Origin of the sequence: Chelativorans sp. AA-79 (genome assembly GCF_029457495.1) — a bacterium.
Classification (GTDB): Bacteria; Pseudomonadota; Alphaproteobacteria; order Rhizobiales; family Rhizobiaceae; genus Chelativorans.
The window spans coordinates 450642-475375 of the sequence record NZ_CP120361.1; the positions used below are offsets into that span (position 1 = coordinate 450642).

Annotated in this window: 24 protein-coding genes and 1 pseudogene; 3 read left to right on the forward strand and 22 right to left on the reverse strand. The window is 64.8% G+C overall.

The window, feature by feature from the left end; genetic code table 11:
- Positions 1–9: 9 nt before the first annotated feature.
- From zwf to PVE73_RS02245, 8 genes are all read right to left on the reverse strand, one after another.
- On the reverse strand, positions 10–1569 hold the full coding sequence (gene zwf, locus PVE73_RS02210) for a glucose-6-phosphate dehydrogenase (RefSeq protein WP_277365376.1): 1560 nt from the start codon (positions 1567–1569) through the stop codon (positions 10–12).
- A gap of 2 nt (positions 1570–1571) precedes the next feature.
- The gene (gene gnd / locus PVE73_RS02215; RefSeq protein WP_277365377.1) at positions 1572–2555 is read right to left on the reverse strand and encodes a phosphogluconate dehydrogenase (NAD(+)-dependent, decarboxylating); all 984 of its coding nucleotides are present in this window, start codon (positions 2553–2555) and stop codon (positions 1572–1574) included.
- An 883-nt stretch (positions 2556–3438) separates the two neighbouring features.
- On the reverse strand, positions 3439–4017 hold the full coding sequence (locus PVE73_RS02220; protein WP_277365378.1) for a hypothetical protein: 579 nt from the start codon (positions 4015–4017) through the stop codon (positions 3439–3441).
- A 325-nt stretch (positions 4018–4342) separates the two neighbouring features.
- The gene (locus PVE73_RS02225; RefSeq protein ID WP_277365379.1) at positions 4343–5557 is read right to left on the reverse strand and encodes a YeeE/YedE family protein; all 1215 of its coding nucleotides are present in this window, start codon (positions 5555–5557) and stop codon (positions 4343–4345) included.
- A 131-nt stretch (positions 5558–5688) separates the two neighbouring features.
- Positions 5689–6603, reverse strand: coding sequence for a sulfurtransferase (locus PVE73_RS02230; RefSeq protein ID WP_277365380.1), 915 nt, complete (start codon positions 6601–6603; stop codon positions 5689–5691).
- 207 nt (positions 6604–6810) lie between these two features.
- Positions 6811–7506, reverse strand: coding sequence for a TVP38/TMEM64 family protein (locus PVE73_RS02235; RefSeq protein WP_277365381.1), 696 nt, complete (start codon positions 7504–7506; stop codon positions 6811–6813).
- A 54-nt stretch (positions 7507–7560) separates the two neighbouring features.
- Positions 7561–8433, reverse strand: coding sequence for a sterol desaturase family protein (locus PVE73_RS02240; RefSeq protein ID WP_277365382.1), 873 nt, complete (start codon positions 8431–8433; stop codon positions 7561–7563).
- A 22-nt stretch (positions 8434–8455) separates the two neighbouring features.
- A complete protein-coding gene (locus PVE73_RS02245) occupies positions 8456–8998 on the reverse strand; it encodes a vitamin K epoxide reductase family protein (RefSeq protein ID WP_277365383.1) in 543 nt (180 codons plus the stop codon).
- A gap of 170 nt (positions 8999–9168) precedes the next feature.
- Between PVE73_RS02245 and PVE73_RS02250 the strand changes: the two are divergent.
- Positions 9169–9264: pseudogene (locus tag PVE73_RS02250) on the forward strand (potassium-transporting ATPase subunit KdpA); the annotation flags it as partial.
- A gap of 36 nt (positions 9265–9300) precedes the next feature.
- Here PVE73_RS02250 and PVE73_RS02255 read toward each other — a convergent pair.
- The 8 genes from PVE73_RS02255 to PVE73_RS02290 form a co-directional block, all read right to left on the reverse strand.
- Positions 9301–10296 (reverse strand): putative sulfate exporter family transporter, encoded by a 996-nt coding sequence (locus PVE73_RS02255; RefSeq protein ID WP_277365384.1) that lies wholly within the window; start codon positions 10294–10296, stop codon positions 9301–9303.
- Positions 10297–10336: 40 nt separating this feature from the next.
- Positions 10337–11338, reverse strand: coding sequence for an Ldh family oxidoreductase (locus tag PVE73_RS02260; RefSeq protein ID WP_277365385.1), 1002 nt, complete (start codon positions 11336–11338; stop codon positions 10337–10339).
- Positions 11335–12267, reverse strand: a complete 933-nt coding sequence (locus tag PVE73_RS02265) for a hydroxyacid dehydrogenase (RefSeq protein ID WP_277365386.1) — start codon at positions 12265–12267, stop codon at positions 11335–11337. The genes PVE73_RS02260 and PVE73_RS02265 overlap by 4 nt, the downstream gene beginning before the upstream one ends.
- Positions 12268–12281: 14 nt before the next feature.
- Positions 12282–12785 (reverse strand): tripartite tricarboxylate transporter TctB family protein, encoded by a 504-nt coding sequence (locus tag PVE73_RS02270; RefSeq protein WP_277365387.1) that lies wholly within the window; start codon positions 12783–12785, stop codon positions 12282–12284.
- Complete coding sequence (locus tag PVE73_RS02275; protein ID WP_277365388.1) at positions 12782–14302, reverse strand: tripartite tricarboxylate transporter permease; 1521 nt, start codon at positions 14300–14302, stop codon at positions 12782–12784. The genes PVE73_RS02270 and PVE73_RS02275 overlap by 4 nt, the downstream gene beginning before the upstream one ends.
- A 68-nt stretch (positions 14303–14370) precedes the next feature.
- Positions 14371–15321 carry a tripartite tricarboxylate transporter substrate binding protein gene (locus PVE73_RS02280; protein ID WP_277365389.1) on the reverse strand — a complete coding sequence of 317 codons (951 nt, stop codon included), beginning with the start codon at positions 15319–15321 and terminating at the stop codon, positions 14371–14373.
- A gap of 37 nt (positions 15322–15358) precedes the next feature.
- Positions 15359–16540 carry a UxaA family hydrolase gene (locus PVE73_RS02285; RefSeq protein ID WP_277365390.1) on the reverse strand — a complete coding sequence of 394 codons (1182 nt, stop codon included), beginning with the start codon at positions 16538–16540 and terminating at the stop codon, positions 15359–15361.
- Between the two features lie 18 nt (positions 16541–16558).
- Positions 16559–16846, reverse strand: coding sequence for a UxaA family hydrolase (locus PVE73_RS02290; RefSeq protein WP_277365391.1), 288 nt, complete (start codon positions 16844–16846; stop codon positions 16559–16561).
- Between the two features lie 111 nt (positions 16847–16957).
- Here PVE73_RS02290 and PVE73_RS02295 point away from each other — a divergent pair, with 111 nt between their 5' ends.
- On the forward strand, positions 16958–17692 hold the full coding sequence (locus PVE73_RS02295) for a GntR family transcriptional regulator (protein ID WP_277365392.1): 735 nt from the start codon (positions 16958–16960) through the stop codon (positions 17690–17692).
- 2 nt (positions 17693–17694) lie between these two features.
- Here PVE73_RS02295 and dgoD read toward each other — a convergent pair whose 3' ends face one another.
- The 6 genes from dgoD to PVE73_RS02325 are packed head-to-tail and all read right to left on the reverse strand — an operon-like array spanning position 17695 to position 23893.
- Entirely contained in the window at positions 17695–18861 is a 1167-nt protein-coding gene (dgoD, locus tag PVE73_RS02300; RefSeq protein ID WP_277365393.1) for a galactonate dehydratase, read from the reverse strand.
- 36 nt (positions 18862–18897) lie between these two features.
- A complete protein-coding gene (gene ugpC / locus PVE73_RS02305) occupies positions 18898–19983 on the reverse strand; it encodes a sn-glycerol-3-phosphate ABC transporter ATP-binding protein UgpC (RefSeq protein ID WP_277365394.1) in 1086 nt (361 codons plus the stop codon).
- Positions 19983–20816: an SDR family oxidoreductase gene (locus tag PVE73_RS02310; protein ID WP_277365395.1), complete on the reverse strand. Its 834-nt coding sequence runs from the start codon at positions 20814–20816 to the stop codon at positions 19983–19985. Before PVE73_RS02310 ends, ugpC begins: the two co-directional genes overlap by 1 nt.
- Positions 20809–21708: a carbohydrate ABC transporter permease gene (locus PVE73_RS02315; protein ID WP_277365396.1), complete on the reverse strand. Its 900-nt coding sequence runs from the start codon at positions 21706–21708 to the stop codon at positions 20809–20811. Before PVE73_RS02315 ends, PVE73_RS02310 begins: the two co-directional genes overlap by 8 nt.
- 2 nt (positions 21709–21710) lie before the next feature.
- Positions 21711–22625 carry a sugar ABC transporter permease gene (locus PVE73_RS02320; RefSeq protein WP_277365397.1) on the reverse strand — a complete coding sequence of 305 codons (915 nt, stop codon included), beginning with the start codon at positions 22623–22625 and terminating at the stop codon, positions 21711–21713.
- Entirely contained in the window at positions 22622–23893 is a 1272-nt protein-coding gene (locus PVE73_RS02325) for an extracellular solute-binding protein (RefSeq protein ID WP_277365398.1), read from the reverse strand. Before PVE73_RS02325 ends, PVE73_RS02320 begins: the two co-directional genes overlap by 4 nt.
- 140 nt (positions 23894–24033) lie before the next feature.
- On the opposite strand from PVE73_RS02325, the gene PVE73_RS02330 reads away from it, so the two are divergent.
- Positions 24034–24732, forward strand: coding sequence for a GntR family transcriptional regulator (locus tag PVE73_RS02330; RefSeq protein ID WP_277365399.1), 699 nt, complete (start codon positions 24034–24036; stop codon positions 24730–24732).
- Positions 24733–24734 lie beyond the last annotated feature (2 nt).

Below are 24734 nucleotides of genomic sequence, written 5' to 3' on the forward strand. Positions count from 1 at the left end.
CAACCTCCTTCACACAGCAGGGCTGAGCGGCAGCCAGGCGCGGCCGTCGCGCTTCATGAGCGCATCGGCGGCCAGCGGGCCGCTACCTCCGGATTTATAGAGATGCACACCGCCGCTGGGCTGGGCCCAACAGTCCAGGAATGGCTGGACCGCGCTCCATCCCGCCTCGATGTTGTCGGCGCGCTGGAAGAGCGTCGGATCGCCGATCAGGCAATCATAGATCAGCGTCTCGTAACCGGTGGAAGGTTCCGCCGCGAAATAATCCGAATAGCGGAAGTCCATGTCCACCTCGCCGAGCCGCACGGTGCGGCCGGGCACCTTGGCGGCGAAGCGCAGCGATATGCCCTCGCTCGGCTGGATGCGGAAGACCAGGAGGTTCGGATCGGGCAAGCCAGCCGGCGTGCCGCGGAAGAGGATGCTTGGCGCCTGCTTGAACTGAATGGCGATCTCGGTGCGCCGGACGGCCATCGATTTGCCGGTCCTGATGTAGAAGGGCACGCTCGCCCAGCGCCAGTTGTCGATCATCAGCTTGAGGGCGACATAGGTTTCGGTGGTGCTGTCGGGCGCGACATCCGGCTCCTGCGTATAGGGGCGCATGGGGCGGCCGAGCACCGAACCCGCGTCGTACTGGCCGCGTACGGAGTTTTCCCCGGCCTCCTCTGGCGACCAGCGTCGCACCGCCTCGATCACCTTCGCCTTCTCCGAGCGCACCGCATCCGCGCCGAAGGAGTTCGGCGCCTCCATGGCGGTCATGGCAAGGAGCTGGAACATATGGTTCGGCACCATGTCCCTGAGTGCGCCGGTGGCCTCGTAAAAGCGTCCGCGATGCTCGACACCGACGGTTTCGGCGGCGGTGATCTGCACGTGGTCGATGTGATCGCGGTTCCACAGCGGCTCGAAGAAGCCGTTGGCAAACCGGAGCACCATGATGTTCTGGACCGTTTCCTTTCCGAGAAAGTGATCGATCCGGTAGAGCTGACTCTCGCCGGCGATCTTCAGGATGCGACGGTTGAGCGCCTCGGCCGAGGCAAGGTCGGTGCCGAAAGGCTTCTCGATGACGATGCGGCGGAAGCCCTTTTCCGTTTCGCGGGTGAGGCCGGCCGCACCCAGCCGCTCGATCACGGTACCGAAGAAGCGCGGCGCCGTGGCGAGGTAGAAGACGGCGTTGGCATGGCCGTTTTCCTTCGCACGCTTTTCCAGGCGCTCGGCGAGACGGCGATAGGTTTCGGGATCGTCGAAATCGCCCGTGAGATAGCGGAGGCGCCCGGCAATCCAGTTCCAGGCCTGCAGATCGAGCCTGGCGGCCTCGAATTCCCCGCCACCCTCTTTCACAAGTGCCTGCATTGAGGTGGTGAGATAGGCGCGGAAATCATCCTCGCCGCGCTCCAGATGGTCGACGCCGATAACCTCGAAGGCCGGATCGAGAGCCTTTTCCCTGGCGAGATTGTAGAGCGCCGGCATCAAGAGCCGTTTCGTCAGGTCGCCGGAGGCGCCGAAGACGACGAGCGTGCTGGGTGGCGCCGGTTCGGCGTCATCGGGGAGATGGCGGGCGGAGACGGGGGTGCTCATTCTCAACCTCCATCCGGACGTTCGACGTGGCCGCCGAACCTGAAGCGCATCGCCGAGAGCAACCGCTCGGCGAAGGTGTGCTCCTTGCGCGAGCGGAACCGGGCGTAGAGGGCGGCGGACAGGACCTCGGCGGGGACAGCTTCCTCTATTGCCGCCATCACTGTCCAGCGCCCCTCGCCGGAATCGGCGACCGCGCCGGAAAAGGCGGAGAGCGCCTCGTCCTCGGCGAGCGCCGCGGCGCCGAGGTCGAGCAGCCAGGAGGAGACGACACTGCCGCGCCTCCAGACCTCGGCAATGTCGGCGAGATCGAGATCGTAGCGTTCGTCTGCGGGCAGCGTCTCCGAGGCCCTGCCCTTCAGGATGTCGAAGCCCTCGGCATAGGCCTGCATCAAGCCATATTCGATGCCGTTATGGACCATCTTGACGAAGTGGCCGGCACCCACCGGGCCGGCATGGAGATATCCCCTTTCGGGGCGCGGGTCGCGCCCTTCGCGGCCCGGCGTACGGGGGATGTCTCCCGCACCCGGCGCGAGCGCGGCGAAGATCGGGTCGAGGCGGTCGACTGCCTCTTTGTCACCGCCGACCATCAGGCAATACCCACGCTCCAGCCCCCACACGCCGCCCGAGGTGCCGGCGTCGACATAATGAATGCCCTTGGGCTTGAGTGCCGCGGCGCGGCGGATATCGTCCTTGTAGAAAGTGTTGCCGCCGTCGATGACGGTGTCGCCGGCCGTCATGAGCTCACCAAGCCGCTGAACGGTCTCTTCGGTGGCCTCACCGGCCGGCAGCATCACCCAGACGGCGCGTGGGACGTCCATCTTGGCGACCAGATCCTCCGGGCTTGATGCGGCCCTTGCGCCCTCGCCGGCAAGCTCGCGCACGGTATCTGCATTGCGGTCATAGACGATGCAGCGATGCCCTGCGCGGCCGAGCCGCCTGGCAATGTTGGCGCCCATCCGTCCGAGGCCGATAACTCCCAGTTGCATGATCATTTCTCCCAGGTTTCTCAGAGGGTTCGCCGTATTTTGGAGCATGGCATGGCAAAGTATCGCTCCCGTTAAGCCGACAAAGTCCAGATGTCCCTCTTCTCGCTTCATGCAGGAACGATATTGGCAACTCCTTTTCAGCGGTTCGCAAGGCGAAACACGTCCCATGCCAAGCTCTAACCATGGTTGCGATCCACTCACTCATTGCCGCAAAGCTGATGACCGTGCAGGCCGACGCCTGAAGCACGACGGCCAAGACATCGCGGAAACCGCCGCTCGTATGTCGGTCAGGTGAATCTCACCCGAAAAGCGGTGGATCATCGGAGCCGCAGCAAAACCACGACGGCCCCGATGATCGGTCCAGGACGCCCGGCACTATGAGCCGCAGTAGCCGGGCGTCTGGATCGACGGCGCGCTCCAGTTTTGAGTCTTCACTCAACGGGACGTCTCCCCTGAGGCGGGTTGCGTCGGCAACGCCCGCCAGGCCGCTATTCTGGTCCGGCAGATATCCCGTGCCAAGTCTGAGGCCGCAACTCCGCTCTCCCGCCGTCTCATCCACCTTGACCGCTCATAGGTCCAGGAGCCGAGCGAGACCGCCGGAGCCGGTTGGGATCGACATCTGCCACGTCAACCTCCACGCCTTCTTCGCTGGGAAAGCCCCCGGCAAGGCAGGCGGGCCAAGGCGGGAACCCTGTACGGAGGTGGCGTTGAGCAGCTCGTTTTCTCCTGGACCAGGACGGAGCCGCGATCGGCTTTATGTGTCGAGGATGACGGGCCGGTCGCCGCCCGCTCCAGACTCGACCGGGATCGGGCGTCTCGCCTTCACGCTCGACGGCGGGCCGATGATGAACGAGGGCGGATGGACAGGCGCGCGCGATGCCGATCAAAAGTCGAGACTGGATGTGACCTCGAGCGCCCGGTCTTCGAGGGGAGGCGATCCGTCGTTGGGATGGTGCGCAGCGATCACACGGTCGCGCTCACGGATCAGGCCGGCGATCTCATTCTCGTAGGCGGCGAGGATGGCGGTCAGCCAGCGGTTGACCAGATAGGACGGACGCGGCATCTCAACGTTGAAGCGGGGTAGCAGCGCGATGGTCTTCTCCGCATCGAGCCAGTCGTCACCCGTCACCCACCGGTTTACGGTGAAAAGCCGGAGCAGGCGGCCATAGGCATCGACGCCGACGGCGGCAAGATGATGGATCGGCCCGTCCGGGCCTTCGGGGCGCAGGAAGCAGTGGAAATGTCCGTGCTCGGCCGCCCCTTCCTCCGCCGGATGGCAATGATAGAACCATTGCGCACCGCTTTGCGGATCGAAGACGTCGCCGGGTGGATAATGGTCCCAGGCCTTGGTCTCCGCGGTGTCGCGAAATGTCTCCAGGAGCACGTTGAGGCCCGCTTTGGAGAGGATGCTCTCGCAGAAGGCGATCTCGGAGAGCGCACGGCTTCTTGCGTCCGGCGTCATTCGCCGGTTCCTTTCCGGGGCAGTGGAGCTGGAGGTGGCGGCGGTGCGCGCTTCATCTCCTGCTCGGCCGGAGGTGCCGCCGGCGGTGGAGGCGGTGCCTTTTTTGGCGCTGCCGCTGCGCAAGGTGCGACAGGCGCACAGGGCGCCGCGGGCGCGGGCTTTGCCGCCCCGGCGGCACAAGGCGCTGCAGCCGCGCAAGGAGGCGCACCCGAGGCGCGAGCGGTTTGCGGGGCGGGGCGCGGCGCGGGGTGATGGTAGTGGTCGACGGCGACCGCCGCCGTCGTGGCGGCAAGTGCGGCACCGAAGAGAAGCGTATTGCGCGCCGTCATTTGCGGGTGAACCCATCAAGGCCGAAGACGGGGCGCAGCCAAATCCCCGCCAAAGACCCCAGGAAGGCGGCGGCGAACCAGAGCCAGCCATGCAGGCTGCCGGAAGCGATGCCGCTGAACAGCGCCCCGATGTTGCAGCCGAAGGAAAGCCGTGCGCCGTATCCCATCAAAATGCCGCCGATCGCCGCCGCAAGCATGGAGGCGAACGGTACCTTGGCCTTGGGCGCGAACTTGCCGGCAAGGCTGGCCGCAAGAGCCGCCCCCAGAATGATGCCGAAATTCATCACCGAGGTCACGTCGGCCAGAACGCTCGAACCGAGCGCGGTCTGCGGGCCGGGCCAGTTCCAGAATTCCCAGCTCTCCACGGGAACGCCGAAGGCCTGTGCGACCTTCGCACCCCACAGGCCGAAGCCGAAGGTCACCGACCAGGGATGACCGGCGAGGAGCAAAGTCGCGATGTTGAGGAGCGCGAGAAGCAGGCCTGCGCCGACCAGCGGCCAGGGCCCGCGGAGAACCCAGCTCCAGCCCGGCCGCGACGGGCCCGGCTCAGCCTCGATGTCCCCGTGTGCGCGCCGCTCGATGGCCGCCGTCACGAACGCGACAAGACCGAGGCCCGCCAGCGATACGAGCACGGCCGCGACGATGCCGAGTTCTGCGGCGATGCTGATTGCCGGCAACGACGGCAGCCCCAGCCACCACGGCAGGTGTGCCGTGCCGATGAACGCCCCGACGATGAAGAAGGTGAGCGTTATGAGCATCCGCGCCGAGCCGCCGCCGACGGCGAACAGCGTGCCGGACCCGCAGCCGCCGCCAAGCTGCATGCCGAGCCCGAACATGGCGGCGCCGACCAGCACGCTGGTTCCCGCCGGCGCCACCGCGCCCACCAGTGCCTGCCCGCCGAGATTGCCCGCGGCGATCAGCGGGATCATCGCAACGGCAGCAACACCGATCATCAGCATTTGCGCCCGCATGGCCCGCCCCCGCCTCTCCACCACCATGCGGCGCCAGCCGCCGGTGAAGCCGAAAGAGCCGTGATAGAGCGTGGCGCCGAGCAGACCGCCGACGAAGAAGAGCATCGCCTGGCGCAGGTCGACCAAAGTGGCTATCACCAGAAAGCCGAGAACAAGCGCACCGCCGGCAACCAGTATCGGCGCGCGGTCGGCGTTCACGGGCGGCAGACAGCTTGGGCGGTCGAGTGAAAGATCTGTCATGGGAGGGGTCCAGCCGGTCCGCGCTCGACGTGTCTCGTCGAGAACGGTGAATGCCCGGCACAGGCCGGACATCCTTGATCAGGATATGACTTCGCCAGAATTCGGGTCAAGTCGATGCGGAATGCCCTTGTTCACGTGCCCGAACGGTTCTCGACCGGTCGCGAGGGATCGGCTGTCCACTCGGACATCGAACCATCATACATGCTCGTGTTCTTGTTGCCGAGAACCTCGCTGAGGCCGAACCAGGCGATCGAGGCCCAATGGCCGGTGTTGCAGAAGGCGATGTTCTCCTCGTCCGTGCCGAGGGCAACCTCTTCCGCAAGCGTCCGCACAGTCTCGGGGCGGGCGAAGAGGGCGTATTCGGCTCTGTAGAGCTTGCTGTGCTCGATGTTGACGGCACCGGGGAGCGTGCCTTCGACGCGCACGACCGGGCTCTTCGACTTGCCTTCATATTGTTCGGCCGGGCGACCGTCGACGAGCTTCACGCCCGATTCGAGCGCGGCAGCCACCTCCTCGCTCGTCGCGAGTAGATCGTCCTGCAACTCGTATGTGAACTCGACCGGCTCCGGCTTCACGGGCTCCGCCGAGCGGGCGCCACCTGCGGCATCATACTGCCGCCAGCCGCCGTCGAGGATCGAAACCGCATCGTGCCCGAGATATTTGAAGGTCCAGTAGACGCGGGTCGCACCGCCGAACTCGCTCGAATCCGTACCCCATGGCACTATGACCACATGGTCGTCATTGTCGATGCCGAGACTGCCGATGAGCCCGGCGACCTGATCGACCGGCGGCAGCATGCCCGGCACGCCGTCGACCTCGGTGCGCCAGCCGGCCGTCGCATAGGGCGCGGCCACTGCTTTGGCGATATAGGGCTCGGAGCCGAGCTCGGTCTCCTCCACATCATCGCGGATGTCGAGGATGACGAGGTTTTCCTGACCGGCATTCGCCTTCAGCCACTCGGCGTCGACAAGTGGGCGCACGTCCTGCGCGAAAGCCGGGGCGGCAAGGCCGAGCGCGGCAGCCAGAGTGATAGCGGCGATACGCATGTCGGATACTCCATGATGGGGACTAACACGAAATTACTCCCATCCACCTGCAAAATCAGCGCATGCCTTGGCCGTTTCCGGCCGTACTGAAGAATTAAGACCCCCGGAATCGAGCACAGGCGGAAACATATGCCATTATCGCGGCGGTGCGGCGCGCTGCCATCGTCGACTCCCGTCCTTCGCGGCACGTGCGCGCTGCCGCCTTGCTCATCGATTGCGATATCGCTCCCACAGGAGCTTCAGCGCGAAGGGCACGAGTGTGACCCCACCGACGACAACGGCTATGATCATCATGTGCATGGGATCGGCGGTGACGGCCTGCTTTCCGAAATAGGTGAGCAGGAAGCTGATCGGAACGACGCCCAGGAGCGTCGCGACCGCGAAGCGCCAGAAGGCGAGCGGTGTCAGTCCAGCCGCATAACTGACGGCGTCGAAGGAGATGAAGGGAACGAGCCGGGAGGCGAAGACGATGGTCATCAGCCAGTTCTGCGATCGGTTGTTGCGCAACTGGTCGAGGAGCGGCTCCACCCTGGACCAGCGCCGCACGATTTCATAGCCGAAGATGCGGGCGATCCAGAAGGCGATGATCGCGCCTGCCTCTGCGCCGGCCACGACATAGATCGTGCCCAGGACGGGCCCGTATACGGCGCCGGCGACCATTGCGATAGGGCCGCTCGGGATGGGACTCAAGACGATGGCACCGGTAATCATCACGACGATTGCCAGCGGACCCCAAAAGCCGAGCCGCCGGATCTGCGCCCGCAATGCCGGCTCGTTGCCGAGAATCTCCAGTGCGCCGGACCGCCGGAGCCACCAGTAAAGAACCGCCAGCGCGAGCACGATCGCAATCCCGACCGCGACCTTTTTCCACGCGGTCCCGCGGCGGCGACGGTTCGCCAACACCCATGTTCCTCCTCGTCGCAGCTTTACGCCACGCACCCGGCCTCGCCGGTTATACTATCCCCGGAGGCCTTTGCCGACGCTGAAACGCCGCTCGCGGCGAGGCTTCTCGCCCGACGGCAAGCGATCGGTCGGCGGCTGCTCGGTGAACGGCATTTCGACCAGTTTCGGCAAGGTCACGTCCTCGGGACTGCGATAGGCCGGCACGCCGATATCTATCTCGCTTTGGGGAATGTCGAGCCGCAAAGTTCCATGCAGCCAATCCCACAGCGTAAGGCCGCTCGACCAGTTGGAGTTGACTTCGTCCTCGATGATCGAATGGTGGATGCCATGCATGCGGGGCGTGACGAAGAACCTGGAGAGTCGGCGCTCCAGACGCAGCGGGAAGCGCAGGTCCGAATGATGAAACATGATGGAGACCAGCAGGAATGTCTGCCAGATCGAAAGCGGCCGCGGTGCGATGCCCAGGAGAGCCACCTGCGCTGCCCTATAGGGGACCGACAAGGCCATCTCGCCGAAGTGGAACCTGAGCGCCGTCGAGGTGTCCATGTCGAGATCGGCATGATGCACCTGATGGAAGCGCCAGAGGAACGGCATCCGGTGGACCAGGATGTGCCAGAGATACAGCGTGTAATCCAGCAGCGCCACGGCCAGAACATTTTCGACCCAGGCAGGGAGGCGAAAGCGCTTGAGCAAGCCCCAGCGGAGGCGCTCCACCTGCTGGGACAGCGGGTTGACGACCGGCCTTTCAAGGGCCTGTAGCGCGACAGCGCTCAGGGCCGCCACGGTGAGGTTGCGAATGTTTCGCCTGACCTTCCCTTCCCGGTGCTCGCGCAGAGGCCGGTATATCTCCGCCCATACCAGCAGTCCGAAGGCGCCGACGACAAGGGCGCCGCTCACCCAACCCGGTATGCGCCTGTCCTGCCCCATCGCCGATATCCGGATGCCGGCGCTATCGCAGCCGCCGCGGCAGCATAACCCTGGCCAGTTCGGGCAGGGTGAGCGCGAAGGTGGCGAAATGGGTCAGCGCATCGACGATGCAATAGGGGCACCATGCCTTGTCCACCTTCGGCATCTGATAGAACAGGTACTTGGCCGCGATGGCGGCCTGGGCCGCGGAGGCGAAGGCGGCGGCGAGCGGCAGCCAGGGGCGCCATCTGAACCGGTCGGGCGGGCCGGCGGCGGCGAACACCAGATTCATAGCGTGCATGGCGATCGCCAGCGGCCCGTCCGGCATGCCGTAGCTGTAGGCCTCTTCGGACGAATTGACCTTGTCCGAGTCAAAGTGCGGCCGGCGCGTCGGCGGATCGGGCAGGTGCCGCACGATCCCCGTTTGCAGCAGGGTTACGACAGCCATACTGGCGATCCCGATCAGGGATGCCCCGACGATCGCCCGGCGATAATCCATCGCGCGGCTGTCGTTTTCCTGCAGCGAGCGGCGCAGATGGCGCGGGCTCAGACCAGGGCTGGTCAGGTCCATCAGATACTGTCGCATCATTCCTCCCAACGGCGTGGGGTGCCTCTCGATCACCCGGTACAGACACCGGACAGTCCGCATCCCTAATCGGCCACCCGCAGGGACGTTCCGGCAAACGAATCAAATCGCAAGGGAAGACGCTCCCTTTAACTCCCCGGAAACTCCGCCAAATGAGTACGCGCGCGCTTGCGGGGCCGCATGGCCTGTCGCAAATCCTCTATGCCTATTCTTCGGCGACCGGCAACGACGGCTCGGCCTTCGCCGGCTTCGGCGCAAACCTGCCGAACGTCGCGGCGCAGCCCGGTTCTACGGGTTGCCCATCAGAGAAGCAGGGACAGACCGAGGGCGAGCATCATCAGGAACAATGTGATCGTGACCACCACGTTTATGTGGCCGGCACCGAGGGCGAACATGTCCTTCAGAGCCGTCTTCACGCCGAGCGCGGCAATCGCGACGACCAGAAGCCAGCGCGACAGCTCCGAAAGCAGGGCTGCGACCGTCGTTGGAATGAAACCCAGGCTGTTGAGCACGACGAGAGCGGCGAACAGCACCACGAAGGAGGGGAGCGACAAGCCCTTCGCCCCTTCTCCGCGCCGCGCGAAAAGCATGATCGAGATCACCACGATCGGAAGCAGCGCCACGCGCAGGAGCTTGACGAAGGTCGCCGTGTCGCCAGCCACGTCGGAGACGGCATAGCCCGCACCCACCACCTGCGCGACATCGTGAATGGTGGCGCCGATCATGACGCCGATTTCCCGGTCGTCAAAGCCGAGCGCGGCGAAGAGAATCGGGTAGATGATCATCGCGATCGTGGAAAGCCCGGTCACAGCGATGACGGTGAAGAGCGTGTCCTTCTCACGCTCCGGCCGGTTCGGCAGCACTGCCGAAATGGCGAGCGCGGCCGAGGCGCCGCAGATCGCCACCGCGCCGCCGGTCAATATGCCGAAGGTCCAGTGCCGTCGGAAAAGCCGCGCCATCAGGAGGCCGAAGCCGATGGTCGCCACCACCGAGGCGAGTACCAGCAGGATCGGCCCGAAACCGAGCGCACCGATCTCTTCGAAAGTGATGCGGGCTCCGAGCAGACCGACGCCGAGGCGCAGCAGCGATCTCGAAGCGAAATCGATGCCGGCGGCGCTGCGCGGTTCGTCCCACAGGAAATGGAAAGCCATTCCCAACAGAAGCGCGAAGAGCATGACGGGGGCGCCGTAGTGCTCGGACAGGAAGGTCGCCGCAAGCGCGATCAAGAGCGCCAGCATGATGCCGGGCGCCAGACTCTTCAGGTGCTGGAGGCGCATCGCCGGCGGGGAAGCGCTCATGACAAGACATCGTAGATGGAAAACGCAGGGATTCCGTGTCTCACAGGCCGATCACCCCGATCTGCTGCAGCAATTCCCGGTCGGCAGGAATGCCTGCGCGCGTCAGTTCGCGTTTCAGGGCCTGGCGCCGCCGGCCAGGCAGGCGCGCGCCGTCCATCTCGTCGATCAGCCCTGCCATCTCGGCAAAACGTGCCGTCGCCCCCGCACCAAAAGCCGTCGGATCGATCGCGATCAGGGTCTGTCCCGTACCGGGCGGTACGCCCTCGGCTTCGAAGAAGGAGGTCGCCTCATAGGCATAGTTGGCGCCGGTGAGCCCGGCGCACAGCATCTCCACCATCAGCGCAAGGGCGGTGCCCTTGACGTCGCCCATCGGCACCATGGTGCCGGCGAGTGCCGCGGCGGGATCGGTGGTCGCGTTGCCCTCGGTGTCCAGCGCCCACCCTTCCGGAATGGACACTCCCTTCTGCTTGGCCGCCATGATCTTGCCGCGCGCCACCTTGGAAAGGGAAATGTCGATGACGAGCGGTTCCGCTCCCTCCAGCGGTGCCGCGAAGGCGATCGGGTTGGTGCCGAAAAGCGCCCGCTTTCCGCCCCAGGGCGCCATAGCGGCTGGCGAATTCGCGATCATCAGGCCGACGATGCCGGCTTCGGCCAGCCGCTCTACGAACAAGCCGGTGACGCCGCAATGGTGCGAGCGGCGAATGCCGGCGATCGCCACGCCCTGTCCGCGCGCCGCGTCCGGCAGCCACTCGAGCGCGCGTTCGAGGGCCGGATAGGCGAAGCCGTGGGCGGCATCGACGGTCAGCGCGCCCGGCCTCGTTTCCGTGGTCTGCGGCATCGCCATGCCGTCGACCTTGCCGCTCAGCGCCTGCGCACAGTAGGAAGGCATGCGCCGCAGGCCATGGCCCGCCTGGCCGGCCAGCTCGGCGCCGATGAGCGCGCGGGCCACGGCCTCCGCATTGGGCCGCGACGTCCGGCAGCGCAGAAGGGTTTCGACCACGAGGCCGGTCGCCTCTTCGATCGACAGTCGTTTTTCGCTCATACCTTATCTCTGAGATGCTGAAGGACGGTCTGCGCGATCTTATAGCTGACGCGCACATTGGATTCACGCGTCACGCCGGCGATGTGGGGCGTCAGAACGAGATTCTTCAGCCCCTGGAACCTTGCGCCCTTCTCGGCGCCGAGCGGCTCTTCCTCGAACACGTCGAGGGCTGCCCCGGCGAGTCGCCCTTCACGAAGCGCCGCGCACAGGGCGTCCTCGTCCACGATGCCGCCCCGCGCCGCGTTGATGAGCACCGCATCCTTCTTCATGCGGCCGATGGCGGCGGCGTCTATCATGTGCCGTGTGTCCGGCGTCAGCGGCGTGTGCAGGCTGACCACATCCGCGTCCGCCAGGAGCCGCTCGAGCGTGACCTTGCGCGCGCCTTTCCAGGCGGCATGGTCGTCCGGCAGGAACGGGTCGTAAGCGATCACCGCCATGCCGAGCGCCTCCGCCCTGCGGCCCACCTCGCGCGCGATGGCGCCGAAGCCGACAAGCCCGATCGTCCTGCCGGAAGCCTCGCCGCCGATCAGGGCCTGCCGCGGCCACGCGCCGGCGGCGACGGCGGTGCTCGAGCCATAGGCGCCGCGCAGGAGGACGAGGGCCATCGCGATCACATATTCGGCGACGGCGAGATCGTTGGCGCCGGTGGCGGGATAGACCGCGATGCCACGTGCGGCACAAGCTTCCGTATCGATATTGTCGAGCCCGACGCCGAGGCGGCCGACGCATTCGAGCGCGGTCGCTGCCTCCAACAAGGAGACCCTCACCTGCGTGCGGTTGCGCACGACGAGCGCCCGCGCCCCTTGGAGGGCGGCGGCCAGTTCCGCCGGCCGGTCCACCAGCGACGGGTCATAGAGCGTGTCGAAGCCTTCGCACAGGTGCTCGACGGCGGCTTCATCCATGAATTCGCTGATGACGATTTCGGGCATGTGTGGCGGTTTCCTTAAATGAGCAGGCCGCGCGGCATGGGGATGTTCAGTATGTTGGACATGAGAAGGTAGAAGAGGACGACCAATGTCAGGACCAGCGCCAGGTTGATCGACAGGCGGCGCGGTGTCTGGCGGCCAAATGTGCCGGTGAACATCAGGGCGATGCAAGCGAGAAGACTGGTCACGAAAATCCCGATGACCGGGAACAGCAGCGCCCACGCGACCATCACGACGACCAGGCTGATGCGGCGGCCAATTCCCTCCGCCTGCGCCCGCACGCCGGCGCCCGCCTCCATCGACCTGCCGCTCCGGCCGGTTAGGGATGCCGCGATCTGCAGGACGGCGAGAAGCGCCATGGCCGCGCCGACGGTGCGCGGGAACATCGCCGCCATAGGCGACATGGCGAAGCTGGTGACGAAGACGTAGAGACCCAGCACAGCAAAGAGGATGGAGCCGACGGCGCCGGCCCAGTCCTTTTCCTGCACACCTGCCACGCCAGGTTCGGAATTCCTCGTCATGGGCGGACCTCCGTCGGCTTCTGGGCGCCGGCGCGCAACTGCCTGATGAGTGGTACGCACAGGGTGAGCAGGATCAGGCCGACAATGCCCCAGCTGATCGGGCGATCGAACAGGAGTTGGCCGCCGAAATCGTTTTGCGCCCTGCCGATCAGATAGGCCCGCATGAAGCCCTGCTCGGCAATCTGCCCGAGCACAAGGCCAAGGACGATGGGGGACGGCCCGTAGCCGGCCAGAGAGAGCAGCCAGCCGATCACACCCATCGCCACCATGACGGCCACGTCATGGGGGTTGGAATGGATGGAATAGCTGCCCATCACCGTCATGAAGGCAATGAGCGGCACCAGGAGCGTCTTGGGTGTGTTGACGATGAAACGGTAGGCGTAGCGGCCGATCAGCAGCCCCATCGGCAGCATCAGGACCGTGGCGATCAACAGCCCGAGCATGAAGACGTAGACGATGCCGCTCTGCTGCGTGAAGAGCTCTGGACCGGTGCGGATACCCTGGACGAGCAACGCGCCGAGGATGACGGCATCCGGCGGCGTGCCCGGTATCCCAAGCACCAGCGTAGGGATGAAGCCGCCGCCAACCGTGGCGTTGTTGGCACTTTCCGTGGCAAGCAGCCCGCCCGGCTCACCTTTCCCGAAACGCTCGGGATGCCGGCTGGCGCGGCGCGCTTCCGAGTAGGAGACGAGCGAGGCGATCGAGCCACCGGCACCCGGCAGAATCCCCACGAGCGTGCCGATGATCGAAGAGCGGACGAGATTGAAGGCGTTGGTCGCGCAATGGCCGACGGCCTCGAAGAAACGGATGCCGCGGCCAAGCGGCGCCGGCTCCAGATGCCGCTCCGGGCGGGCCACCATGTCGATCAGCACCGGAATGCAGTAGAGGCCGATCAGAGCCGAAACGATATCGATTCCGCCCAGGAGAACGGAGGAGCCGAAGGTGAAGCGCGTGTCGCCGCCGATGACGGCCACACCGATCATAGACAGGACGAGGCCGAAGGTGGCCCCGATCAGGCCCTTCAGCACGTTGCCGCTGGAAAGGCTGGCGACGAGGGTGAGGCCGAGAACCGCCAGCCAGAAATACTCGCTGGAATGGAAGGCGAGCGCCACCTGGGCGAGCATGGGCGCCAGCGTCATCAGGAGCACGGCGCCAACCAGGCCGCCGATGACGCTGGCCAGCGTCGCGAGCGTCATGGCGAGATCGCCATTGCCGCTCTTTGCCATCGGATACCCGTCGAAGGTTGTCGCGATGGCGGACGGCGTGCCGGGCGTGTTGACGAGAATCGCCGCATAGGCGCCGCCATAGATGGCGCCCGTATAGATGGCGCCCAGCATGATCAGGCCCGAGGCGGGATCCATTGCGAAGGTGAACGGCACGAGCACGGCGATCGCCATAGTGGCCGATAGGCCGGGAAGCGCACCGATGACCGTGCCCAGCACCACGCCGGAAAGCGCCAGGACGAGATTGAACGGGCTGAAGGCCTGGCCAAGAATGAATCCGAAATCGATCTGCATGGCAGGGTTCCCGGCTTTCGCAAAACGGCCGACCGCGGTCGAACGCCGTGGTCGGCCATCTCGTCGTGCTACTGTTCGGCGGCCAGTTGCTCGGCAATTTCCTTGTAGATCCGCCTCCTCTCGGCCATGAACGCGTCCATTTCGCCATAGGGAACGTCGAGCATGGCGAAACCGGCATCCTCCATCTGCTTCACGAATTCGGAGTCCGTGTTGATTTTGCCGATGATATCGGAGAGTTGCCGGCGCACCGCCTCCGGCGTCGACTTCGGTACTGCGATGCCGCGATACGCCCCGCCGACCATGTCGATGCCGAGTTCCTTGAAGGTGGGCACATCCGGAAAGAGCGGATGCCGCTCCTCCTGTGCGACCGCCAGCATGCGCACCTCATTTCCTTGGCCGGCCGCCACGGTCGTGTACCCCCAAAGAGCATCGACCTCGCCGCCGAGAAGCGCGGGCACGGTGGCACCGGTGCCGGTGTAGGGAATGTAGGTGAGCTTCGCCCCCGTCGCGTTGGCGAAGCGCTGGTTGGCGATGTGATTGGCCGAGTTGGTGGCCGTCCCGCCCACGGTAACGGACCCGGGCGCAGCGGTCGCGGCCTCTACCAGGTCCTGCAGCGACTTGAACTCGCTGTCGGCACGCACGACCAGCGCGTCGGGCGTGAAGTGGAACATGTAGATGTTGACGAGGTCTTCCGTCGTATAGCCGGGCTCCTGCAGGAGCGGCTGCATGATGATGTGCGGCAGGTTGGTGCCCATGATCGTGTAGCCGTCGCCCGGCTGGTCGTTGAGCACGGACCAGGCCTGAGCGCCGCCTGCACCCGCCTGGTACTGGATGATCAGATCCTGTCCGGTGATCTTCTTGAAGAAGGGCTGCTGGAGACGGGCGGATATGTCGCTTTCCCCGCCGGGATTGAAGGGAATGATGTAGTTCACCGGCTTGTCCGGGAATGCCATGGCGGCATTCGAAAGGAAAGTGAAGGCCGCGGCAGCGGCCCACAGGATGGTTTTCTTCAACACCATAACGTCCTCCCTGGTCTGGTGTTTTGCAGCGCCCGGGTCAGGCGCTGCGGTAGAGCTTCGTCATGACGAATTCGCGATGTCCGAGCGCCTCGGCCGCCGTGTTGCGGCCGTTGGCCGTGCGCGCGATCATGTCGATCAGGGCATCGCCTGCGTCATCAAGGGTCATCTCACGGCGCAGAATGCCGGAGACGTCCACGTCTATGTGCTCGCCCATGGTCCGGACGGTGCGCGGGTTGGCGGAAATCTTGATGACCGGAACGATCGGGTTTCCGATGACATTGCCCTGGCCCGTGGGGAAGGTGTGGACCACGTAGCCGCCTGCCGCCATCAGGGTGACGCATTCCGCCGCGGCGGAGGATGTGTCCATGAAATAGAGGCCCGCTCCGGATTTCGGCGCCTCGGCCGGTTCGAGGATGTCGATGTAGCGCGAGGTGCGGCCGATCTTCTCCAGATTGCCGAGCGCCTTTTCCTCGATCGTCGTCAGGCCGCCTTCGATATTGCCCTTGGTCGGCTGACTTTCCGAGAGATCGTCGACCTTGTTGGCCTCGATCACCTCGTCCTGATAGGCCTTCCACATCCGGTACCAGCGCTCGCCGACCTCCGGATTGATGGCGCGCGCCTTGGCGATGTGCTCCGCACCGGTGATCTCCGACGTTTCGCCGAAGCAGCCGTAGATGCCCTCGGGCAGGAGCTTGTCGTACATGTTGCCCACCGTCGGGCAGGAGCCGAGGCCTGTGGTGGTGTCGCTCTCGCCGCATTTGGTGGAGACCCACAACTCGGAGATGGAGCACTCCTCGCGCTGCAGCTCCGTGGCATGGTGGACGAACTCCTTCGCCTTGCGGGAGGCGTCCATGATCGTCTTCAGATCGCCGTTCTGCTCGATGGAGAAGCCCGCGACCGGCTTTCCGGTCTCGGCGATGCCGTCGACGATCCTCTTCGTCCAGCCCGGCTCGATGCCGATGACCACGACCGCGGCAACATTGGGGTTCGCCCCCGTCCCTATCATCGTGCGGAAATGCAGGTCGAGGTCGGCGCCGAATTGCAGACGCCCATAGGCGTGCGGCAGGGCGAGCGTGCCCTTGATATTGTTGGCGACCGCTTCGCAAGCGGCGTTTGAGATATCGTCGACGGGCAGGATGACCACGTGGTTGCGCACGCCGACACGGCCGTTCTCGCGGCGATAGCCCTTGAAAGTGAGGTTCGCGTATTTGGATGCCATTGAACTGCCCTTCCCGGCTTACCAGCGCTTGGTCTTGAGATTGTGGACGTGCACATGTCCGCCCTTTTCGACGTCGGCGATGATCTTGCCGATGTCCTCGCCGTATTTGACCGCGGTGTCGCCGTTCCTCAGATCCTTGAGCGCCACCTTGTGACCGATCGGCACATCGGCCTTCGCCGTAAGCTGAAAGCTCGAGTTGTCGGCGGTGACGACGCACAGCATGTCCGTGCCCGCCTTGAGATCCTCCACGACGACGACGCCGACATTGTCCTCATGATCATGCACGAGAAGATGCGGGTTTTGCATTTTGCCCTCGCTCTTATATTTTATGTCTTATATAAGATATAAGTCACATGCATGTGGCCATGTCAATCACCGGACGTTAAAAGGCGCGAAGCGCACGCAGGATCGCACGTCATGACCGAGGTTACCGAAGCCAGGGCTTTCGGGTTCAGGCCCCTCTATCTCCAGGTGAAGGAAAGCCTCGTCCGGCGGCTGATCGAAGGGAGCTGGCAGCCCGGCCAGATCATTCCCTCGGAAATGGATCTGGCCCGCGAATTGGGCGTCAGCCAGGGGACGGTGCGCAAGGCCCTCGATGCCATGACGGCGGAGAACCTGCTGATCCGTCGGCAAGGGCGGGGCACCTATGTGGCCGAGCCGGAGGAAAGCCGGATCCTGTTCCAGTTCTTCCGTCTCGTTCCCGACAGCGGCGAGCGTTCCTTTCCCAATTCGCGGGTGCTGCAATCGAAGCTTGCAAACGCCAGCAAGGAAGAGGCCGAGAGTCTCAAGATATCGATCGGCGCGGATGTCTGGAAGATCGAGCGCCTGCGCACCCTGCAGCAGGCGCCGCTCCTCATCGAGACGATCACGCTTCCTGCCGCCCGCTTTCCCGGCTTCGAGGCGCTGACGGAAATTCCCAACAATGTCTACCGTCTCTATTCGCAGCGGTGGGGCATTACCATCGCGGGCGCCTCGGAAAAGCTGAAGGCCGTCGGCGCGAGCATCCGCGATGCGCGCATGCTCGGCTGCCGCCCCGGCGTGCCGATGCTCCATATTTCGCGCACGGCGCTGGATCTTGCACAGGAGCCGGTGGAGCTGCGCGTCTCACGCTGCCTTACGGAACGGGCGCATTACGTCTCCGACCTGAGATAGGCTCACCATTCGGCATAGGTGCCGTCGGCGTGCGTCCAGTCGGGATCGGGCAGATACCAATCCGTCCGTGCCGCCGCGATCTTGTCCGTATCGAGCTCGATGCCCAGCCCCGCTCGGGAATTCAGCGGGAAAGCGCCGTCGACGACGGTGAGCGGCTGCGGGTCGGTCAGATAGTCGAGCAGGTCGCCCTGCGGCAGGCCGGAAAAGCCCTGGTGATAGTGAAGCCCCAGGCTTTGTTCCTGGATGACCACGTTGGGGCAGCAGAAGCCGACCTGCAGCGAGGCGGCGAGCGACACGGGCCCGTTGGGGCAGTGCGGGGCGACCGCGACATCATAGATTTCGGCCAGCCGGGCGATCTTCTCCAGCTCGAACAGGCCGGTCAGCGAGACATCCGGCTGGATGATATCGACCGCGCCCGAATCGAGAAGGCGCTTGAACTCCCAGCGCGAGGTGAGCCGTTCGCCGGTGGCGACGGGAATCGAGCCCGCAGTGCGGGCCAGTGTTTTGAGGCTCTCCTCGTTCTCGGGCGTGACCGGTTCCTCCACCCACATCGGCCGAAACTGCTCCAGCTCCTTGAGCAGAGGCTTCAGCGCAGCCCGGTGTACCCGGCCATGAAAGTCGAGCGCTATGTCGAGCCCGTTTCCAAAAGCATCGCGCAAGGCCCCCATCCGCGCCGCGGCGGCGTCGATGGTCTCGAGTTCGCCGACATATCCCAGGGCCGCGGTCGCATTCATCTTGACGGCGGTAAAGCCCTGCTCGATGCGCTGGCGGGCGTGCTCGACAACGTCATCCGGCTCGTCTCCGCCGATCCAGGCGTAGGCGCGGAGCCTGTTGCGCACCGCACCACCCAGGAATTCGTGAACGGCAAGGCCGTGCACCTTGCCCTTGATGTCCCACAAGGCCTGTTCGATCGCCGCCGCCGCGGTCGCCAGCACCGCGCCACCGCGAAAGAAGGCGCCCTTGCGCAGGCGCTGGGCGATGTCTTCTATTCGCCCCGCCTCCATGCCCTGGAGATTCGCCGCCATGTCCTCGATGGCGCCGACCACCGCCCGAGAGCGCTTCGGCACAATCGCCTCACCCCAGCCTGCGTATCCGTCATCGGTGGTGACGCGGACGAAAATCCAGCGCGGCGGCACTCGAAAAGTGTCGATGGCGGCAATGCGTGCCATAAAAAGCTCCTGATGTGCGCCCTGCCCAAACCCTGCCTAGCGCAAGGCCAGCCCGGTCGTGCTGTCGAAGATATGCAGATATTTGGCATCGGCGGTGAACGTGACGTTCTGGTCGACCTTGACGGGCCGGTCCCGCGGCACACGCGCCGTAAGCTGTCCCCCATCGGTTGTGAAATGGACGAATTGCTCGGAGCCCAGCATCTCCACCACCTCGACAGCGCCGTCGATCGGACTCCCGCCCTCACCGTTCAGGATCAGGCTTTCAGGGCGGATGCCGACAGTGACCCGGTCCGATCGGGTCTTCTTAAGCGCGCGCGCCTGCGCGGCCGAAAGCGGGAACCGCGCGGCCCCCGTGACAAGCGCCACTTCGTCGCCGGCGTGTTCGATGCGGCATTCGAGGAAACCCATTGCCGGGGTGCCGATGAACGAGGCCACGAACTTGTTGTCCGGCCGGTCGTACAGCTCGTCAGGCGTGCCCACCTGGTGGATGCGCCCTTCGTTCATGACCACGATCCGGTCACCCATGGTGAGTGCTTCCACCTGGTCGTGCGTCACATAGACTGCGGTCGCATCCACGGCACGGTGCACTTTCAGGATCTCCCCCCGCATCTGGACACGCAGATGCGCGTCGAGGTTCGACAGCGGTTCGTCGAGCAGGAAGACGGCGGGGTCACGGACGATCGCCCGGCCGAGCGCCACGCGCTGGCGCTGTCCGCCGGAAAGCTGGCGTGGCCGGCGGTTCAGATAGGGCGCGATGTTGAGCATTTCCGCCGCTCGCCGCACCCTGTTGTCGATCTCCTGCTTGCCCAGCTTTCGGCGCCGCAGGCCGAAGGCCATGTTGTCGTAGACGGACATGTGCGGATACAGCCCGTAGTTCTGGAACACCATGGCGATGTCCCGGTCACCCACATCCACATCGTTCACACAGCTCTTGTCGAAGTAAAGCTCGCCGCCGCTGATCTGCTCGAGCCCCGCGATAATGCGCAGCAATGTCGTCTTGCCCGAGCCGGAGGGACCGACCAGCACGATGAATTCGTGGTCTCCGATTTCGAGGTTGCAGTCGTGCAGGACCTGAACCTCGCCGTACCACTTCTCGATATTGCTCAGCGTGATGCTTGCCATTAGTTCTTTCCGTGCATGGGCCGATCACCGAAGGCGGCCTGAAAGGGATCGGGCCGGCGGCTGATATGCCGCCCGCCATCGACATGAAGGGTGGCGCCGGTGACGAAGGAGGCGTCGGCCGATGCGAGATGGGCAATCGTCTTTGCGACTTCGTCCGGACTACCCTCGCGGCCGAGCAGCGACGCGGGCATGGCGAATGCCTCTCCATCTCTCCCAACGTCGCTCAACGTGGCCTGAAAATGCTCGGTCGCGATCACGCCGGGTGCGACCGCGTTGACGCGGATTCCTTCCGGGGCAAGCTCGACGGCCAGCGCCCGGGTCAGGCTGACGATCGCCCCCTTGCTCGCCACGTAGGCGGCGTAGCTGGGGACGGGCAGATCCACTTGCACCGAAGCGATGTTCACGATCGACCCCGAGCGGCGCCCGCGCATGTCGCGCGCAGCAGCGCGGGACAGCACGGCGACCGCCGTCACATTGGTGGCGAAGACCTGCTCCCAGTCTTCATCGGAACTGTCGAGAAACGAGACGCGTGAGCCGTGCCAGGCCGCGTTGTTGACCAGCACGTCGATGCGCCCCCAGCGCCCAACCACCGCCGGCACGAGCTTTTCGCGATCGCCCGGCTGCGACAGGTCGGCAACCGCCGTTGCGATATCAGCGCCGGAAAGGGATTTCGCAGCCCGATCGAGCCCGCCCGCATCGATGTCGGTGAGCATGACACGGCACCCTTCCGCCGCAAGCAGGCGCGCGGTGGCGAGCCCGATGCCGCCGGCCGCACCCGTGACGAGCGCCACTGCGCCGGCAAAGTGGCCTGAATTCCTGCGATCTTCAGGCACCGGCAACCGCTCCCGAGGTCAGGCCGCGCACCATTGAGCGCTGGACGGCGAAGAAGGCGATCATCAACGGCAGGGTTGTGATGGTCGCGGCCGCCATCATACCGCCCCAGTCGGTTTTGAATTGGCCGGTGAAGGTCAGCACGAGGGCTGCCGGCAGCGTCTGCTTGTCCAGCGAAGTGATGAAGGTCAGCGGGTAGATCAGATTGTTCCACGCCTCCATGAAAACGAAGGTGCCGGTGGTGAGAATGCCGGGAAAGACAAGCGGCACGACGACCCGCAGGAGAACCTGCCATCGGGGATAGCCATCGACGCGCGCCGCCTCCTCCACCTCGATCGGAACGGCGTCGATGAAGCTCTTCATCATCCACACCGCAAAGGGCAGGCCGAAAGTGGTGAAGCCGACGACGAGGCCGGAAAGGCTGTCGAGCAGCTGTGCGTTGAGCAGAAGCAGATAAAGCGGCGCAAGCAGTACGATCATCGGCAGCATGCGCACGATGAGCACCGTGTAACCGATCGACGTGCGGAGGCGGAACTGCGCGCGCGAAAGCGCGTAAGCCGCCGGCGTGGCGACGACGACCGCGATGAGGGCGGTCAGGAAGCAACTCACCACCGTATTGAAGAAGAACGAGACGAAAGGCAGCGTCCCCCCGCCAAGGCCAATATAGTTGGCCAGTGTCGGCTCGTGCGGCCAAAGCGTCGGGTCGAGCCGCGTTGCCTCCAGCTCCGTCTTGAGCGAGGTGGAAAGCATCCAATAGACCGGCGCGAGGCTCCACACGAGCGCAAAGCCGATCGCCGCCATCTGCACGACCTTGCCGGAGCGCTGCCACGCATCGGTGCGGCTGGAAGAAGCGCCCAGCGCGGCCGAGGATGGAAAGGTCTCTTCATTGCTCATGTTCAGTTCATCCTGAGCGCGCGCACATAGGCGACCGCGAATACGAGAAGCAGCAGAAGCCAGATCACGCCGGTGGCCGAGGCGTAGCCGAATTCGAAATTCTCGAAGGCCAGGCGGTAGACGTAGACCACGAGGGTGGTCGTGCTGAATCCGGGGCCGCCCTGGGTCATGGCCCAGATCTTCGCGAAGTCGTTGAAGTTGGCGATGATCATCAGCAGGCTCGAGACGATCAACGGATTTCGCAGGAATGGCAGCTTGATATGCCAGATCATGCTCCAAGTCCGCGCGCGATCGACACGTGCGGATTCGATGACCTCGTTCGGAATCCCGGAGAGCGCCGCGCTCAAAAGGAGAAAGAAGAACGGCGCCATCGCCCAGATATTGGCGACCATGACCGCCGGCATCGCCAGGGCGGCATTGTTGAGCCACGGGACCGGATGGTCGATCAGCCCCGACCACAGGAGCATCTCGTTCACGATGCCGCCGTTCTGCATGTACATGTAGCGGAACAGGAAGGCGACGACGACGAAGGGCACGGCCCAGGGCACCAGAAGGAGCGCCCGGACGGCCCGAAACTGCGGACCTGCCAGATTGTCCAGCAGGAGCGCGAAGATGAGGCCGAGAAGCGCCGAGACGAAAACGCTTCCGAAGGTGTAGACGGCAGTGTTGTAGAGCGCCGTCCAGAAGACCGGGTCGGAGAAGAGGCTGCTGTAGTTGCCCGCGCCCACATAGCCGCCGGGCACGATGTCCAGCAGGTTGTAATCCTGCACGGACAGCATGAGCGTGTAGACGACCGGATAGCCGACGACGAGCGCAAGCACCGCCAGCGTCGGCATCACCATCCAGTCCAGCCATGGCACCCGTCCGGACGCTCTCCGGACGGGCTTCTGGTTCTCCATCACGGCCGTGTTGCTCATTGCCGGTCGAGCTGGCTCTGGACGGAGGCGGCGATATCGTCGATCGGCTCGGTGCCGGTCACCGCCTGCTGGACGCCGGCCATCACCGCAGTGGAGGCCGCCGCGAAATCAGGCCCGTATGGCTGCGGCGCCACGGTGGGAATGATGCGCTCGCGGAAAGCGTTGAAGATCGGCGTGTCCAGTTCTTCGGATAGCGCCTCAGGCGCCTCCTGCAGCGGCGGCAGAGAGGAATTGTAGCTGACCGTGTAGTTCGCGATGGCGTCCGGCGACGTCGCCAGATATTGCATGAACTTCCATGCGGCCTCCTTCTTCTCGCTGTCGGCGAACATGACGAGCTGATGCCCGCCTTCGAAGGAGTGGGATTCCCCGCCGGGTCCCGTGGGCATGGCGGCAACGCCCCAATGCTCATAGAACTCCTCGTCCGACATGCCGTTGGTGCTCTGGATCACGCCTTGAAGCAGCACCTGATCCCAGTGGAATGCCACCTTGTCCTGGGCGGCCAGGGGCCGGAACTCGCCGATCTTGCGGCCGGGGTCGATGTAGCCCTTCTGCGCGAGATCGCGCATCCACTGGAGATAGGCCTTCATCTCGGGTGACTCGGCACCCGTTGCGCCTTCGCCCACCGGCTGGGCGCCGAAGGTGCGCATCCAGGGCCAGTTGGAACTCATGGAAAAGGCGCGGTTCGTGGTGTCGAGGCCTAGCGGAATGACGTCCGGCTGGCTTTCCTTGACGGCGGCCATCGCCTCCATCAGCTCATCGATCGTCTTCGGCGGGTTCTCGGGGTCGAGCCCGGCTTCCTCCATGATGGCCTTGTTGTACCACAGGCCGGCAGGCGCGTGGTTCCACGGCAGCGCGATCAGCTTGCTGTCGAGTCTGAGATCCTCCAGCCCGGTCAACTCCACGTCCAGCCTTGCGACATACTCATCGAGCGGTTCGAGCTTTCCTGTCGCGGCAAGCAGGAAGGTGTCGTTGCCGGCAAGCTGGGAAACATCCGGCGGATTGCCGGAGCGGACCCGCAGGACAAGCTGCCTTGCGATCTCGGAGAACGAAATAGCTTCGCTCTCGATCTCAATGTTCGGATTGGCCGCCTCGAAATCGGCGATCACCTTTTCGATTCCAGGGCGCGTCGCAGCTTCCGCGGACGCCCAGTTGGCGAAAGTCAGCGTGATCTTCTCCTGCGCGGTCGCGGCGGTGACGACGGCCGCCATAGCCAGGGCCGAAGTGGCGAACAGCGCGGACACACGCCTGCACGAGTGGATCGAAGTCAATGAAACCTCCCTTTTTTTCGAAAGCGCACTTTGCTCCTCAACCCCGCTTTCTGCCGGATCAATATCTGATATTCCAGATACTGTCTAGGCAAAGCCCCAGCCGCGCGCTAAAAGATTCCGTCGGTGTCAGGGGAACGGATTTGGATCTGCTACGTCTCAACAGGCCGGAATCGCTGTCTGAAATGGCGTTGCGGGAGCTGCGCAACGCCATCATCGAGGGGCGCTTGAAGCTCGGCGACCAGGTTTCGGAAATCCGGCTCTCCAAGATGCTCGGCATCAGCAAGACGCCCGTGCGGGAGGCGCTGCAGGAACTGAGGCGCGAGGGCCTGGTGCAGATCGACCCCCAACGCGGCACCTCGATCTTCCGTATCGAGGAGGCGGAGATCGACCAGATCGCCGAGTTCCGCCGGCTGCTCGAACTCGCAGCGGCCCGCCGCATCATGGCCGGCGACCGGAGTGAAGCGTGTCGCAGGATGCGCATCGTCGTGAACGACATGCACAAGGCGCTGGCAGACAACGACTTCGCCGCCTACCGCAAACTCGATGCGCAGTTTCATCTGGTGCTCATCGAGTGCTGCGGGAACGGGTATATCCGCGATGGTTACGGGCTCATCGCCGCCAAGATCGGGGCGCTGCGCACGCGCGCCCACGACGACCGGCATGTGGTCGATCGCTCGCTCGGCGCCCACACGATGCTCTGCGGGATGCTGGAAACGGGCGACGAGCAGGCCTTTTGCACGCTCCTGTCACGGCATATCGAGAATACCGGACGCGATTATCGTGCGTGGCTCGAACGCCAGGGCGAGGGCGCCGCACGGGCGCGCGACGCCACCACCTGACC